15 protein-coding genes are annotated in these 14,488 nt (G+C 44.3%); 7 read left to right on the forward strand and 8 right to left on the reverse strand.

Annotated features, from left to right (window positions below; all coding sequences use genetic code 11):
* Window positions 1-126 precede the first annotated feature (126 nt).
* A complete protein-coding gene (locus tag Q7V21_RS02040) occupies window positions 127-1,833 on the forward strand; it encodes a potassium/proton antiporter (RefSeq protein WP_304915687.1) in 1,707 nt (568 codons plus the stop codon).
* Here the strand turns inward: Q7V21_RS02040 and Q7V21_RS02045 are convergent, their stop codons facing one another.
* The gene (locus Q7V21_RS02045; RefSeq protein ID WP_136553098.1) at window positions 1,834-2,478 is read right to left on the reverse strand and encodes a MarC family protein; all 645 of its coding nucleotides are present in this window, start codon (window positions 2,476-2,478) and stop codon (window positions 1,834-1,836) included.
* A 237-nt stretch (window positions 2,479-2,715) separates the two neighbouring features.
* On the opposite strand from Q7V21_RS02045, the gene Q7V21_RS02050 reads away from it, so the two are divergent.
* Both Q7V21_RS02050 and Q7V21_RS02055 read left to right on the forward strand, forming a co-directional pair.
* Window positions 2,716-4,296, forward strand: coding sequence for a cell wall metabolism sensor histidine kinase WalK (locus Q7V21_RS02050; RefSeq protein ID WP_304915688.1), 1,581 nt, complete (start codon window positions 2,716-2,718; stop codon window positions 4,294-4,296).
* 6 nt (window positions 4,297-4,302) lie between these two features.
* Window positions 4,303-4,977 carry a response regulator transcription factor gene (locus Q7V21_RS02055; protein ID WP_304915689.1) on the forward strand — a complete coding sequence of 225 codons (675 nt, stop codon included), beginning with the start codon at window positions 4,303-4,305 and terminating at the stop codon, window positions 4,975-4,977.
* A 40-nt stretch (window positions 4,978-5,017) separates the two neighbouring features.
* Here Q7V21_RS02055 and Q7V21_RS02060 read toward each other — a convergent pair whose 3' ends face one another.
* The 4 genes from Q7V21_RS02060 to Q7V21_RS02075 form a co-directional block, all read right to left on the reverse strand.
* On the reverse strand, window positions 5,018-5,512 hold the full coding sequence (locus Q7V21_RS02060) for an SgcJ/EcaC family oxidoreductase (RefSeq protein ID WP_304915690.1): 495 nt from the start codon (window positions 5,510-5,512) through the stop codon (window positions 5,018-5,020).
* A gap of 131 nt (window positions 5,513-5,643) precedes the next feature.
* Complete coding sequence (locus tag Q7V21_RS02065; protein WP_304915691.1) at window positions 5,644-6,489, reverse strand: pirin family protein; 846 nt, start codon at window positions 6,487-6,489, stop codon at window positions 5,644-5,646.
* Between the two features lie 10 nt (window positions 6,490-6,499).
* Entirely contained in the window at window positions 6,500-7,084 is a 585-nt protein-coding gene (locus Q7V21_RS02070; protein ID WP_304915692.1) for an FMN-dependent NADH-azoreductase, read from the reverse strand.
* 8 nt (window positions 7,085-7,092) lie between these two features.
* Entirely contained in the window at window positions 7,093-7,482 is a 390-nt protein-coding gene (locus Q7V21_RS02075) for a DoxX family protein (protein WP_168800146.1), read from the reverse strand.
* Between the two features lie 108 nt (window positions 7,483-7,590).
* On the opposite strand from Q7V21_RS02075, the gene Q7V21_RS02080 reads away from it, so the two are divergent.
* From Q7V21_RS02080 to amrB, 3 genes are all read left to right on the forward strand, one after another.
* Window positions 7,591-8,502, forward strand: a complete 912-nt coding sequence (locus Q7V21_RS02080; protein ID WP_304915693.1) for a LysR family transcriptional regulator — start codon at window positions 7,591-7,593, stop codon at window positions 8,500-8,502.
* Window positions 8,503-8,581: 79 nt separating this feature from the next.
* Window positions 8,582-9,238 carry a pyridoxamine 5'-phosphate oxidase family protein gene (locus Q7V21_RS02085; RefSeq protein ID WP_136553087.1) on the forward strand — a complete coding sequence of 219 codons (657 nt, stop codon included), beginning with the start codon at window positions 8,582-8,584 and terminating at the stop codon, window positions 9,236-9,238.
* A gap of 204 nt (window positions 9,239-9,442) precedes the next feature.
* Entirely contained in the window at window positions 9,443-10,231 is a 789-nt protein-coding gene (gene amrB, locus Q7V21_RS02090; protein ID WP_304915694.1) for an AmmeMemoRadiSam system protein B, read from the forward strand.
* Here amrB and Q7V21_RS02095 read toward each other — a convergent pair.
* Window positions 10,216-10,998 (reverse strand): TIGR01458 family HAD-type hydrolase, encoded by a 783-nt coding sequence (locus Q7V21_RS02095; protein ID WP_304915695.1) that lies wholly within the window; start codon window positions 10,996-10,998, stop codon window positions 10,216-10,218. The genes amrB and Q7V21_RS02095 overlap by 16 nt on opposite strands.
* A 223-nt stretch (window positions 10,999-11,221) precedes the next feature.
* Between Q7V21_RS02095 and rimO the strand changes: the two genes are divergently transcribed.
* Window positions 11,222-12,532, forward strand: a complete 1,311-nt coding sequence (gene rimO, locus Q7V21_RS02100) for a 30S ribosomal protein S12 methylthiotransferase RimO (protein ID WP_069295300.1) — start codon at window positions 11,222-11,224, stop codon at window positions 12,530-12,532.
* Here the strand turns inward: rimO and Q7V21_RS02105 are convergent.
* A complete protein-coding gene (locus tag Q7V21_RS02105; protein ID WP_069295301.1) occupies window positions 12,529-13,515 on the reverse strand; it encodes a sensor domain-containing diguanylate cyclase in 987 nt (328 codons plus the stop codon). The genes rimO and Q7V21_RS02105 overlap by 4 nt on opposite strands.
* A gap of 76 nt (window positions 13,516-13,591) precedes the next feature.
* Window positions 13,592-14,476: a mechanosensitive ion channel family protein gene (locus Q7V21_RS02110; RefSeq protein ID WP_069295302.1), complete on the reverse strand. Its 885-nt coding sequence runs from the start codon at window positions 14,474-14,476 to the stop codon at window positions 13,592-13,594.
* Window positions 14,477-14,488 lie beyond the last annotated feature (12 nt).

Raw genomic sequence — 14,488 nt, forward strand, 5'->3', positions numbered from 1 at the left:
AAAAACCGGCTTAGCCGGTTTTTTTATGTCTGAAGATTTTGTTACACGAAAGATTAAACGCCAATCAGCAGACAATGGGCTTATAGGGTGTGTAATAATCTTAATTGCTTTTGTTCAAGGTTTAATATGGATTTTATTAATACACTTTTTCTTCTCGGCGGCCTGCTTATCACGCTAAGCATTCTTGGTAGCCGACTCTCATCAAAATTTGGCCTTCCATTACTGATCATCTTCTTGGTGCTCGGCATGCTTGCCGGTGAAGAAGGTATTTTGGGCATCGAGTTTGATGATTACTCAATGGCATTTCTGATTGGCCATCTTGCCCTAGCCATGATTCTGCTGGATGGTGGACTGCGAACCAGGCTGAAAACCTTCAGGGCCGGCTTCAAACCCGCCCTCTCCCTCGCGACTTTAGGCGTTCTGCTCACCAGTGGCAGTGTTGGTTTGCTCGCTATGTGGGTATTTGATCTCAGTTTGTTTGAAGGCTTATTGATTGGTGCCATTATCGGGTCAACCGATGCGGCAGCCGTATTTTCTATGCTCAGCGGCCGCGGCATTAACCTCAATGAACGTGTTGGTGCTACGCTGGAAATTGAATCTGGCACCAACGATCCGATGGCGATTTTCCTGACCATTATGTTAGTTGAAGTGCTGGTTGGCGAAATTGGCGGACCATTAGATACTGTTTTATTTTTACTACAGCAATTTGGCTTTGGCTTGATTATCGGTATTGGCGGCGGCTGGTTAATTGCCCGATTACTCAGTTGGTTGGATTTAGCCCCCGGACTTTATGCCATGTTGGCATTAGCGCTTGGTTTCAGTGTATTTGGCCTGACCGGCGCAGTTGGCGGCAGTGGCTTTTTGGCTATTTACCTTTGTGGCTTGATGATTGGCAATCGTCCAGGACGTCATTTGAACTTTATTCTACCGGTACACGATGGTCTGGCCTGGCTCAGTCAAATCGGCTTGTTTCTGATATTGGGGTTATTAGTTAATCCCAGTGAATTAATTGAATATGCCCTGCCCGCTCTGGTTATTGCATTAGCCTTAATTTTTATTGCCAGACCAGTAGCGGTAGTTCTATCGGTCAAACCCTTTTTTCGCTTTCGCTGGCGCGAAATCGGTTTTATATCCTGGGTTGGACTGCGTGGCGCCGTCCCGATTGTGTTGGCCATTTTCCCGGTGATTGGCGGCGTTGAAAATGCATCGTTGTATTTCAATGTCGCCTTTGTAGTGGTACTGCTTTCATTGTTGATTCAGGGCAGCACACTGTCGTTGATGGCGCGTTGGATGCGAGTTGAAATTCCTGTTGGAATTACACCAAACCATCGCGGCGCATTAGGAATATTGCCGGAAAATGATTATGAGTTATTTGTTTATCGTATTGAAAACGAACAATTAGATGGTCAGCCAATTCGATTAATACGTTTTCCATCAGGTACGTTGATTTCAGCGTTATTTCGTAATCATGTGATGTTGCATCCCAAAGGCAGTACCGAACTCAAACTTAACGACACTATTTGTGTGATTAGCCGAAATGAAGATTTGGATGCGTTGAATCAAATCTTTAGCGGTCATTCCAAGCTTAAGCAAAAAGAGGCCTTTTTCGGCTCATTCAACATTCGCGGTGATGCATTACTAGAAGATGTCGCTAAAGCCTATGGTCTGGTTATCAGCTCTGCCCAATCTGGCATGACTGTAAGTGATTTTATTTCTCGCCGAGTTGGTGGACACCCGGTGGTAGGTGATGATGTAGATTGGCATGGCATTCATTGGGTAGTGAACGAAGTTGATGGCGATAAGATCATCAAAGTCGGACTCAGATTGTATTAATTACAATGCGGTGTAGATATCCAACACACCGTTAATGACAAACTGCACGGCTATTACTGACAGAATGATGCCAAAAATACGGGTGATAATCTCCTTACCGGTTTCGCCAAGGTAACGCACCAGAAAATGTGAATAAACCATCGCCAGATAACACGATCCGGTAGTTAGAATGATGGCTAGAAACACTAATATCAAATGTCCTGTTGTTGGTGCCTCACTGGTCAAAATCATCACTGTGGCAATCGCACCGGGGCCACTCATAAAGGGAATGGCCAGCGGAATCACCGAAATATCTCTGGCAATCTTGCCATCATTTCCGGGTTCAGAGGCATTGCTGGTTTCACCTTCATCCAACCCTTTGCGAATCATACTCATGGCAATCCCAAATAAAATCAAACCGCCAGCAATGCGAAACGCCTCAATGGTAATGCCAAAGATTTTAAATATCAGACCGCCTAGTAAGGCAAACACAAAAAATACCGCTGTCGCAATCAAACTGGAACGTTTTGCAACAGCTTTACGTGTTGCTTCTGTGGTACGTGGCAGAAGTGACACAAACATAAATGCTGTGGTCAGTGGATTGACGATGACAAACAATGCCGCAATGGTGATGACCCAATAATCAAAAAGCACACTTACGTTCATTTCTCATCACCTGAAAACTTAAAAGCCCATATCCTCTCATAATTTTTGAGTCAAGTACGATAGATGGTGAATTTCAATCCTGTTGTAACATGGTCGCAAACCAACAATCTTCTGCCTTTACAGCTTAACCAATCCTCGTACTGATCGTGGAGTAATCATCTTAAATTGTGGTGTGCTATACCCAACGGGTAGACTAGAAAACAACCAATCACAATCACTTTATCAGGAGTGACCTTTTTGTTTCGCAATCGACTTTATCTGGCCTTTTTTCTTTTGCTGATTATTACCCTGTTACAGGCCAGTCTTGCTGTGTGGGTTTCGGGTGTGGCGAGTTACCATCTTGAACGTGGTCGTGTTGCCAATCAAATGCTCAATGAATTTATTGCTTTAGGCGCTGATAAACAGCGATTGAAAGTCTGGCTGGCTCAGGCGCTGCTAACCAAAGAGTCCCCCATTGATCAACGGGATAATTATTTACAGCAGATGTATGACCATCTGGCAAACATCAATACCTTGTTATTACAGGATCAGAAACTCGCGCAAACAGCTGATGATTTCGATGCGATTAGTCAGCAGATGAAAACACTATCGATTCTCGAAACCAATGTGCAAGCATTGCAGCGTAATCTGGAAGAGAAAGAAACCCAACCACTGGCCGAAGCCGAGTTATGGCGGTTGTTGATTGAAACCTTTGATAATCTTGAAGGATTGGACCTGAAAAATGTGATTGCCAATGCCATCAATTTGCAACGTGAACGCTCCTCCACCGCTGAATATGCGGCCGCTGAAGCCTTAAAACATGTCAAGTTTCTGGTAGTAGTCATGTTGATTTTTGGCAGTATCACGGCCATCGTCTTGGCTTTAGTGTTATCACGATCGTTATACCAACCCATTCAGCAATTATTAAATGGTACCTCGGCACTGGCGGAGGGAAATCTGCATTATAGGCTTCCTGAACAGGGACATTCTGAATTCACCATGTTATCCCGAAGTTTTAATCAAATGGCGGCTGGGCTTGAACAAGCCATCCAAAAGGAAGAAAACCACTCCAAACTGGTTGAACAAGAAGTCGCTGAACGTACCAGACAGTTACAACATGCACTCGAACAACTTCAGCAAGCAGAACAGCAACAAAAACGTTTTCTAGCCGATGTCAGTCATGAATTGAGAACACCCGCCACGGCAATTCGGGGAGAAGCAGAGATATGCTTGCGCGGACAAGACAAAGAAGCCCAGATATACAAAGAAAGCCTGGTACGTATTGTCGACACTGCTAATGATTTATCCAATCGAATTGATGATTTGTTGATGCTGGTACGTGGTGAACAACAATTACAATTACGCTTAAAAACGGTGAGCATTAACGACTTTTGGTTAAAACTAAAAAATTCAGCTGATCCATTGCTTTCGGGGTATTCAACAAAACTGCTGACACATTTCAAACCGGAAAATCTCAATGCCGATGCGAAACTGTATATCGATATCGACAAGATGCAACAAGCGGTGATGATTCTGTTAGATAACGCCATGAAATATTCCCCCGCTGGCTCAACGATTAAGTTGGAATTTATCCTGGATGAACAGCTGACCATCCATATTCAGGATAGAGGCATCGGTATCGCTGAGACCGACCTTGAGTTTATTTTTGATCGTTATTTCCGTGCTGAAAACGCCAGGCAAATGCGACCTGACGGCCTAGGGATCGGTTTGAGTTTATGCCGTTTTATCGTCGAAGCGCATCATGGTTCTATTCATCTAGAAAGTGAACGAAATGTTGGCACATCGGCGACCATTGAATTGCCGCTTATGGAAAGCTAATCCCTGATGAATATTCTAATTGTAGAAGATGATCGAAAAGTCGCTGATTTTCTGTATCGAGGTCTCAAAGCTGAGGGTTATTTTGTTTCTATGGTCCACGATGGAGATCATGTTTTGCATGCCATCATGGAGTACCAGCCACGGGTGATGATTTTAGATCGAATGCTGCCGAATAAAACCGGTTTGGAGATTTGCCAGCTGATTCGCGCACAAAAATTACCGGTCAAAATTCTGATGTTATCGGCCATGGGTGAAGTGAACCATCGTATTGAAGGCTTGCGTAATGGTGCAGATGATTACCTTACCAAGCCTTTTGCCTTTGAAGAACTACTGGCACGTATTGAAGCTCTGGCAAATCGGGCAAACAGCGACATGCAATCACGTCTACTGCAATATGCCGATCTTGAAATGGATCTGGATACCATGCAGGTGAGATGTAAAGGTGTGAGCTTGGAGCTGACGGCTAAAGAATTTCGTCTGCTGGAATTATTAATGGCCTCGCCGGAAAAGGTGTTCAGCCGGGAGCGGATCCTGACCAATGTCTGGGAAGCCAATGAAGATCCGCTTACCAATGTGGTGGATGTTTATATTCGCCGTTTGCGCCGTAAAATTGATGAACCGTTTGACACCAAATACATCAAAACCCTGCGTGGTGTAGGCTATTGTCTGTCACAAAATTAGGCCGGACAGATTTGGCATCTGCCCGGCAATCTTGTTCAGCTTATTCAGGCATAGCTGAAGAGTGATGGTGACGAATCAACCATTGTCCATCAACATAATCGTAAATATAGCTATATCGAGCCTGAACTTGTTGTCCGTCGTCAAAACTAAAAGTATAAATCCCGACATCTGAAGCCTGATTACAACTGGTGGTAATAACGCGCTGATTAATTTCACCAACCGGCTTCTTAGCTAAGAAATCAACGAAATAGGCTTCGATACTTGCAGTATCAGTCCGCATTTCATTTGAGACGGTAGGTAGCAATACGGCATTATCCAGATAATTGGCTGCCACTTGTGCCGGCTCGCCCGTTGCCAATGATGAATTCCAGCGTTCAAATAACCCTGCCACCTCATCATTTGTTGGCAATACACAGGATTTAGCGACCTCAGCCTGTGCCGTGCCTGCCAAGCCCAGGGTGACAGAAGCAATTAAAAACATAGCTGTTTTATTAAGCATTTTTTCCTCAGTTTGCTGTTTAGGGAGTTCCATCATAGCGATGCTCCATGAACCTAAACTTGAGAGAAAATGAACACAAACTGCTCTGAACATTAACATCTGATGAACAGAATTTTAATTATCCAGATAAAAATAGCCCCCAAAGCATTTAGCTTTGAAGGCTAGGATTAAGCTACAAATTGACCACTGCGATAATCAGCAAAAGCTTGTTCCAACTCGGCGCGGGTGTTCATTACAAATGGCCCTGCCCGTTCCACCGGTTCGTTAATCGGTTTCCCGGCTACAACGATAAAAGTACTGTCCTGTTCAGCCAATACTTTCACCGCATCGCCTTCTTTTAATACCGCCAGTTGCGAAGCACCGATAGAAGTCGGTTTATCGCCAATACTGACTCGCCCTGCTGCCACGTATACAAAGGCATTATGGGTCGCCGGTATATTGTCTTCAAACACACTGCCAGCAGTCGCATCAATCACAAAATAAACCGGTTCAACAAAACTGTTATCAATAACACCTTTGGTTCCGTTGATGGTTTCACCGGCAACTACTTTTACCGTTAAACCTGCTTCGCGTGTTTCTATTGCAATCTCGCTGGCAGCTTTTTCCTGATATCGTGGTGCCATCATTTTCTGTTCAGCGGGCAGATTCACCCATAATTGGAAACCTGCCAACAAACCCGCTTCCTGCTCAGGTTTTTCTGAGTGGATAATGCCACGGCCTGCTGTCATCCATTGTACGCCGCCAGTTTCGATGACTCCTGCATTACCGGCACTGTCTTCATGACGCATCTTGCCAGCCAACATATAGGTTACCGTTTCAAAACCCCGATGTGGATGGGGTGGAAAACCGGCAATATAGTCTTCTGGTTTATCGCTACCAAACGCATCGAACAGTAAAAACGGATCCAACATATCTATTTCATGCGAGGCAATTAACCGTCTTAACGATACCCCCGCCCCATCCGAAGTCATCTGACCTCGAATCCATTTTTTCACTTCACGTTGTTGTGCCATGATGGCCTCCTTACGCCGCAATCACTGCAGCCAATTTCTCGCTGCTGTCCGGCTGTTCAAAATAGTGGTTGGCATTGACCAATGTGACATCACTAATGCCAATAAACTGCATAAAAAATTTCAAATACTGACTGGCAAAATCCACATCACTTTCCAGTGGTACGCCACCTGATGCCATCACCAGATAAACTTTTTTGTTTTCCAGTAATCCGACAGGACCATTTTCGGTATAGCGAAAGGTTTCGCGCGCTCTGGCCACCAGATCAATCCAGGCTTTGAGAACTGCCGGTATACCAAAGTTATAAATCGGTACTGCCAGAACCATTACATCTGCAGCCTTGACTTCATTAATCAGCTGATCAGACAAGGCCAATACATTTTTTTGTGCCTCACTTCTATCAGCTGGATCGGTAAAGTTGGAATTAATCCATTCTTCGTTGATAAATGGCAAACCTGTAGCCACATCACGTTGCTGCAAGGTTACATCATGTTGATTAGCCAATATCTCGGTTAACTGGGTCGATACCGTCCGGGTTAATGATCCGTCATAACGACCACTGGCATTAATATGTAATACATTTAATTTTTGCATCATTTAATTCCTTATGTACGCGCAGCCAGCGCTGCATCAATTGAAAAGCGTTTTGCACCATGGCTCATCAACACCAAAAAACCACCGGCTATTGCGATATTTTTCATAAACAAAATACTTTGAATTTGATCGGCAAAATCAAGGTGAAAAAACACTGCCGATAAAATTGAAAATCCCGCCAGCAAAAAAGCTGTGATACGGGTTTGAAAACCAACAATAATCGCGATCGCACCCAATATTTCTGTGGCAATCACCAGCGGTAAAAGAGCCGGCGAAATCCCCATAGCAGCCATGTATTGAGCTGTTCCTTCATAGCCAGCACCAAGCTTGCTTAAACCTGCACTGAGAAACAGTACTGAAAGTAAAATTCGTCCTGTCAGGTCGGTAATATTGCTAAACATTTTTATTTCCTTGTTAAGTAAGTACGGTGCCATTTTATAGTTCTTGAAATTTAGATAAAGAATGCTATAAAGAAATTATTGTTGATAAATAAAGAACAATAAGAGGATATGTTGGTGAATCAAATTGAAGATATGCAAACTTTTAAACGTATTGTCGAAGCCGGCAGTATCAGCCTTGCTGCCGAACAGCTTGATACTGTTAAATCGGCGGTGAGTAAGCGGTTAAAAGAATTGGAAAAGCGCTTGAATGTGACCTTGTTGCAACGCACCACCCGACGCCAAACGCTAACCGAGGCCGGACATCGTTATTATCAGCATTGTTTGCGTTTACTGGATGATATTGCTGAAGCGGAAGCGCAGATATCAGATATTGAGGCCGAACTCAGTGGCAAACTGCGAATTTCTGCCCCAGTCTCATTTGGTTTAATGCATCTGGGCCCTGCTTTGCAGGAGTTTCAACAGATACATCCATTGATTGAAATGTCGATTGATTTTAATGATCGGCTGGTTGATTTGATTGCCGACGGTTTTGATTTGGCGATACGCATCGCCAGACTGGATGACTCAACATTAATTGCCAAAAAACTATCGTCCACCAGGCTGGTAGTGTGTGCCAGTCCTGAATATCTTGCCTACCATGGCACTCCCGTCATCCCTACCGATCTCACTAATGGTCATGCCATTTTGCATTATCGAAATACCTCTGAAAGTTGGCAGTTTCAACAGGATGGCAGCCCGATAAGTCTGCATTTGCAAGGAAAAATTTCTGCCAATAATGGCAATTTTCTATGTGATGTTGCCATCGCAGGACAAGGCATTATCACTTCGCCTGATTTCATCTGTTATCAAGCTGTACAGTCTGGTCAACTGCAGGTCATATTGCGTGACTACATGCACGACAGTGAGCTTGGCATTTACGCGGTGTACCCACAAACACGTTATTTACCAAGACGCAGTCAGATCTTGATTGCTTATTTGCAAAATTATTTTTCCCGTAATGCACCTTGGCTGGATTGCTGAGCCATTTGACAGGCCTTGGAGACAATGCTCAACTGTCGGCCATAACAATAAGCTTCACTATCATTACAGAGAGAAATATATGACTGAAATCTATGGTTCACAGCACCGGCAATTACAACAGGAATTTAATAAAGAAAAGCTCGCCGATCGGGTTGGCGAAGCCATCATCACCGATTACATAACTGACCAGCACCGCAGCTTTATCGCCAGCCGCGATTTCTTTTTTCTATCGACAGTTGATCATCGAGGTTTTCCAACTTGTTCCCATAAGGGCGGCGATGTTGGCTTTGTCAAAATCCTTGATGACAAAACGCTTGCCTTCCCAAGCCTGGATGGCAATGGCATGTATCTGTCGATGGGGAATATTGATGCTAATAAAAAAATTGGCATGCTGTTTATCGATTTTGAAACCCCGCATCGGGTACGAGTGCATGGCACTGCCGAATTGAGCCGTGATCCTGCAGACCTGGCTTTATTCCATGAAGCTGAACTGGTGGTAAAAGTGACCATTGAGGATATGTTTCAAAACTGTCCGCGTTATATACATCGTTACAAACGCATCAGCGAATCCCGTTATGTCCCTAAAACTGAATGTGAGACACCACTTCCGGTCTGGAAGCGTCTGGATGCGGTTCAGGATGTCATTGACGATGCCGAAAAAGCCAAAGTGGCTTTGGAAGGCGGCATTATTACCATGGAAGAATATGAAGCCTTACTGCTTAAAGGCGAAGCATAATTTATTAAATATCAGTGGTTTGCGCACCACTGTGTCTCATCGCTACCACATTGATATTTAGGGAAAATTTCATGTAAGTGATCAACGCCCGAAAAATCAGGATTTCGGGTGTTGATCATTTTTACGGCTAAATCCTTGCTTGAAAATCCATATTGCGAAGCGAATACTCAATCATCCAAGGCCTTAGAGTTGAGGATAAAAACAATGATTTCGATTCGCCCAAGCGCAGTTGCAGGTTTGTATTATCCCGCCCGATCGACCGAGCTGGAAGACCTGCTCACCAAACAATTTGATAACCCCTCAGATCATATCCACCATCGTGCAAAAGCCTTGATTGTGCCGCATGGTGGTTTTTTCTATTCAGGTCAGGTTGCCGCCAAGGCTTATCAGTCTTTAATAGAAATTGCTGATGATATTGAACGTGTCGTATTAATTGGCCCGTCCCATCGAACGGACTTTAAAGGCGTAGCGATGAGTGAGGCAGATTACTTTGCCACCCCGATGGGCAGTGTGGCGGTAGACAAAAAAATCTATCCGCAGTTAAGTCGCATTAAAGGGGTGGAAACATACGAAAGCCCACACGACAGCGAACATTGCCTGGAAGTCCAATTACCTTTTTTACAATATTCGCTTAACCAATTTGAAATTGTGCCGTTGCTGACCGGTAAAGCCAGTTCTGCATTAATTGCCGATGTATTGGGCACTGCAACCAAAGATGCTAAGTCATTAATCGTGATCAGTTCTGATCTGAGCCACTATCTGGATTACGAAACCGCTCGCAAAATTGACCAATATACTTCTCAAGCGATCATCAGTATGGATAATCATGATATTGATAAATTTCATGCTTGCGGCTGTGATGCCATTCGTGGCTTTCTCGAGTTCGCCCGTAATGAAAAGATGTCAGGGCAAATCATGGCCTTAAGTAATTCAGGTGATGTGGTTGGTAAAAAAGACAGTGTTGTCGGGTATGGCGCCTATCTGTTCGAATAATCATAGGACGGTTTAATCACCCGATTTACCGCATCGACCACATTAGGACAAAGCCATGCACCGGGATAACGAATCTTCTCTTCGTCTCCTGGTGTATATTTTCCAGTTTGCACCAGACAGGCTCTTAATCCTGCAGCCAACGCCCCTTCCACATCAGCAAACATATCATCACCAATCATGAGTACTTCTTCGGCTTTAAAACCTGTCGATTCCACTGCCGTTTGAAAAAATGCTTTGGCCGGTTTCCCTAAAATCTCAGCTTCCACATCACAAGCAAATTCAAGTGCAGCTATAAAAGGCCCGGCATCCAACAATAACTGATTGTTTTGTCGAAAATAACGATTCAAACCAACTCCCAATAAGGGAGCACCTTGCATAATCAACTGAAATGCCCGGTTCATGCTCTCATAACTAAAACCATCAGCGGCATCCGCAACTACCACAGCATTGGGAGAATTCTGATCCAGATCGGCAAATTCCGGCAGCAAATTTTTGTGAACCAGACAATACGGACGTAATTTGCGTTGCTGCAGCACTTGTCTTAGCGCCACCGGAGCAGTAAATACTTCGTCTACACTTAGGTCAAAACCCATTTTTAATAAAGATTGCAACATGTCCGTGCTGGTACTGCGAGAGGTATTGGTCACAAACCGGACGATCTTTTGCTCGTCTCGGGCCCGCTGAATGGCTTCAATAGCACCAGCAACTGGTAACTTATCAACATGCAATACACCACTGATATCAAATAAAATTGCTTTTATCATCATAATCACCTCGGGTGTTCTGACACGGTAAATTATGCTCGGATATACCGAGACAAACAATTACTCGCCTACATCTGAATGATTATAAGTCACTGAAATCGTAATCAATATGGCAGCAGTTTTTCATCCACTTTTTCGATAGAGACGGCTATGAAAGATTACCAGCGTTATAGTAAACAAGATAGAATAGCCGCCTTTTACACTCTCCCAGTTACAGGTTACGCTTATGAAAGCTCCACAGGTCGGTTTTGTCAGTCTAGGTTGCCCCAAAGCGCTGGTCGACAGCGAACGCATTATCACCAAGCTACGTTCCGAAGGTTATGAGATTTCAGCAAATTACGATGATGCTGATCTTGTTGTAGTTAATACCTGTGGGTTTATTGATTCTGCTGTTGAAGAATCGCTGGAGAGTATCGGTGAAGCCATCGCCCATAATGGCAAAGTTATTGTCACCGGTTGTCTGGGTAGCCGTGATAATACGATTCGTGAAAGACATCCGCAGGTGCTGGAAATTACCGGTGCTCATGCGCTGGAAGAAGTAGTTGGTGCTGTACACAAACACTTACCACAACCCCATGATCCGTTTATCAGTCTGGTACCACCTGAAGGCATCAAACTGACTCCTCGCCATTATGCGTACCTGAAAATTTCCGAGGGCTGTAATCATCGCTGTACCTTCTGCATTATTCCGTCAATGCGTGGTGACTTAGTCAGCCGTCCTGTCAATCAGGTCATTGCTGAAGCCAAACGTTTAGCCGACGCTGGCGTAAAAGAAATTCTCGTTATATCCCAAGACACCAGTGCCTACGGTGTGGATTTGAAATATGCCGAATACGAATGGCAGGGTGAAAAAATTGCCACTCGCTTTACTGCCATGGCCAAAGCACTGGGTGAACTCGGCATTTGGGTACGGATGCATTATGTTTACCCGTACCCGCATGTTGATGATGTGATTCCGTTAATGGCCGAAGGCAAGATTCTGCCTTATCTGGATATTCCATTTCAGCATGCCAGCCCACGTATTCTGAAACTAATGAAACGTCCCGCTTCTTCACAGAACAATCTTGAACGAATCCGTGCATGGCGGGCGATTTGTCCTGAAATCACCTTACGCAGTACCTTTATTGTGGGTTTCCCTGGTGAAACCGAAGCCGAATTTGAAGAATTATTGGATTTTCTGGATCAAGCTCAATTGGATAAAGCGGGTGCATTTAAATATTCACCAGTAGATGGAGCTGTAGCAAATGAATTGCCCGATCCAGTACCGGAAGAAGTTAAAGAACAACGTCTGGCCCGCTTTATGGCTAAACAAGCCGAAATCAGTGCTCAGCGTTTGCAACAAAAAGTGGGCAAGCGCGATTTTGTCATTATTGATGAAGTCGTTGAAGAAGGTGCGGTGGGCCGTAGCCGGGCAGATGCACCGGAAATAGATGGTCAGGTATTTATCGATCACGCAACCCATTTAAAAGTTGGCGATATCGTCGAAGTTGAATTCGAAGAAGCCGATGAACACGACCTCTGGGCAAGACTAGTTTAGGAACTGATACGGTTTTTTCCAGACTCTTTTGATTGATAAAGGGCGTTGTCAGCACGAATAGATAAACGCATAGCTGACTCGCCCTGACGCAATTGAGCAACACCAAAACTTGTAGTGATTGTGGCTCGCTTATCCAGTTTGGCATCAACAATAAGTTGACGTAATTTTTCAGCGGTATGCGCAGCAGCTTCAAGCCCGGTATTAGGTAACAGAATCATAAACTCATCACCGCCCCAACGCGCCAGTAAATCAATTTCGCGAATGTTCTTTTTCAACAGTCGACTCATTTGCACCAGCACCATGTCACCATTGGCATGACCGAACTCATCATTAACGATCTTAAAATCATCAATATCCAGCGCAATCACGGATAAGGGCTGATGAAAACGTTCAGCACGCTCTACTTCGTGCTCCAGGGTTTTCTCCAGCCGGTAACGATTAGCCACGCCAGTAAGCGTATCGGTTTCTGCCAATCGCTGAACTTCGGCAATTTTATTTTCTAATTCAGCATTAGTTTGAATCAACTGATGGGTGCGTTCTTCAACTAAATCTTCAAGCGAATGATTTTGCTCTGCAAGTCGCTCCAGATTCATTTTGCGCTCATTAATATCACGATGGGCGCCAATCATTCTGGCGACCGATCCATCTTCATTCCACTCAATGATTTTGGCGCGGTCTTCTAACCATAAGTAGGTGTTGTCGGCTTTGCGGAAGCGATATTCAAGATGATAAATGCTGGTGTGATTATGGATGTAATCGTCAAAGTGTTTGAGTACACGTTCGCGATCTTCTGGATGCAAGGATCCTTCCCAAAACGCTATAGTAGAAGGGATGGCGTCTGCAGGATAACCCAACATACGACCCCAACCCGGACTGCGATAAACATAGCCGGTATTCGCGTGCCAATCCCATACACCATCGCTGATAATGTCTAATACGACCTGCAGACATTCATTATCGACATCACCCAACCCCGTCTTCATACCCAATCCTTAGTAATCAAACACTTAAGAGCGGGAGTATCTTACAAAAATTTATGTGATGCAAGTCACATATATTTCAGTGCTGACTTAATTTTGAATTCGCTTCTGCTTCCACTTCATTTTGTTTTTTTGAAATCGTTAAATTATCCGCCAGCGTTAATACCCGCTGAGGGAATGGAATCGTTAAACCGGCTGCTTCGATTTGCTCTTTAACAATTTTGTTTAACTCCCAATAGGTTTTCCAGAATACATCTATCGTTGTCCAGGCTCGCATATGTAATTGGATGGAACTCTCTCCCATTGAGGAAACAAAGATCTGCGGTGCCGGGGTTTCCAACAAGGCTGGATGACTTTCCACAACGTTATGAAGCACCTCCAATGCCACATCAATTGGATCGCTATAGGAAATGCCAACAATCACTTCCAGTCGCCTCTTACTGTTGCGGGTAAAGTTGGTAATCGGTGCGCCCCATAAGCGACTGTTGGGCACCGAAATATACAACCCATCAGGTGTTTCGAGAATAGTGGTAAATAAACCGATTTCACGAACCCCACCCACCAGCTCTCCACACTGAATAAAATCATCAAGTTTGAAAGGCTTTAAAAACAATAGCATGATGCCAGCAGCAATATTGCTTAGCGTTTCCCGTAAAGCCAAGCCCACCGCAAGACCAGCAGCACCCAATAAGGCAATAATACTTGCAGTATTAAAACCGAACATATCGAGAATAATTAATACAGCGACGGCATAGACCAGGTAGGCCATAGTTGAGCTGAATAACTTGATGACAGCAGGATCGATACTCTTTAACTTGAAATTGGTATTGGTAAATACCCGTCGTATCAAACGAGAGATGACGGTAGCCGCTATCAATACCACCACCGTCATCACCAGCTTATAACCAATAGCTAGAATTAATGCTGAGTTCTGCTCCCAAAACTGTAATAACCACTGCATCATGCCAAGCTCCGG

It is taken from the genome of Methylophaga sp., from assembly GCF_030651745.1.

Bases quoted from the DNA above. Each gene is read 5' to 3' on its own strand.
- Q7V21_RS02045 (WP_136553098.1), bottom strand. From the start codon at position 2,478: ATGAACGTAAGTGTGCTTTTTGATTATTGGGTCATCACCATTGCGGCA.
- Q7V21_RS02070 (WP_304915692.1), bottom strand. From the start codon at position 7,084: ATGATGCAAAAATTAAATGTATTACATATTAATGCCAGTGGTCGTTAT.
- Q7V21_RS02060 (WP_304915690.1), bottom strand. From the start codon at position 5,512: ATGATGGAACTCCCTAAACAGCAAACTGAGGAAAAAATGCTTAATAAA.
- Q7V21_RS02065 (WP_304915691.1), bottom strand. From the start codon at position 6,489: ATGGCACAACAACGTGAAGTGAAAAAATGGATTCGAGGTCAGATGACT.
- amrB (WP_304915694.1), top strand. From the start codon at position 9,443: ATGATTTCGATTCGCCCAAGCGCAGTTGCAGGTTTGTATTATCCCGCC.
- Q7V21_RS02085 (WP_136553087.1), top strand. From the start codon at position 8,582: ATGACTGAAATCTATGGTTCACAGCACCGGCAATTACAACAGGAATTT.
- Q7V21_RS02095 (WP_304915695.1), bottom strand. From the start codon at position 10,998: ATGATGATAAAAGCAATTTTATTTGATATCAGTGGTGTATTGCATGTT.
- rimO (WP_069295300.1), top strand. From the start codon at position 11,222: ATGAAAGCTCCACAGGTCGGTTTTGTCAGTCTAGGTTGCCCCAAAGCG.
- Q7V21_RS02040 (WP_304915687.1), top strand. From the start codon at position 127: ATGGATTTTATTAATACACTTTTTCTTCTCGGCGGCCTGCTTATCACG.
- Q7V21_RS02055 (WP_304915689.1), top strand. From the start codon at position 4,303: ATGAATATTCTAATTGTAGAAGATGATCGAAAAGTCGCTGATTTTCTG.
- Q7V21_RS02075 (WP_168800146.1), bottom strand. From the start codon at position 7,482: ATGTTTAGCAATATTACCGACCTGACAGGACGAATTTTACTTTCAGTA.
- Q7V21_RS02110 (WP_069295302.1), bottom strand. From the start codon at position 14,476: ATGATGCAGTGGTTATTACAGTTTTGGGAGCAGAACTCAGCATTAATT.
- Q7V21_RS02105 (WP_069295301.1), bottom strand. From the start codon at position 13,515: ATGAAGACGGGGTTGGGTGATGTCGATAATGAATGTCTGCAGGTCGTA.
- Q7V21_RS02080 (WP_304915693.1), top strand. From the start codon at position 7,591: ATGTTGGTGAATCAAATTGAAGATATGCAAACTTTTAAACGTATTGTC.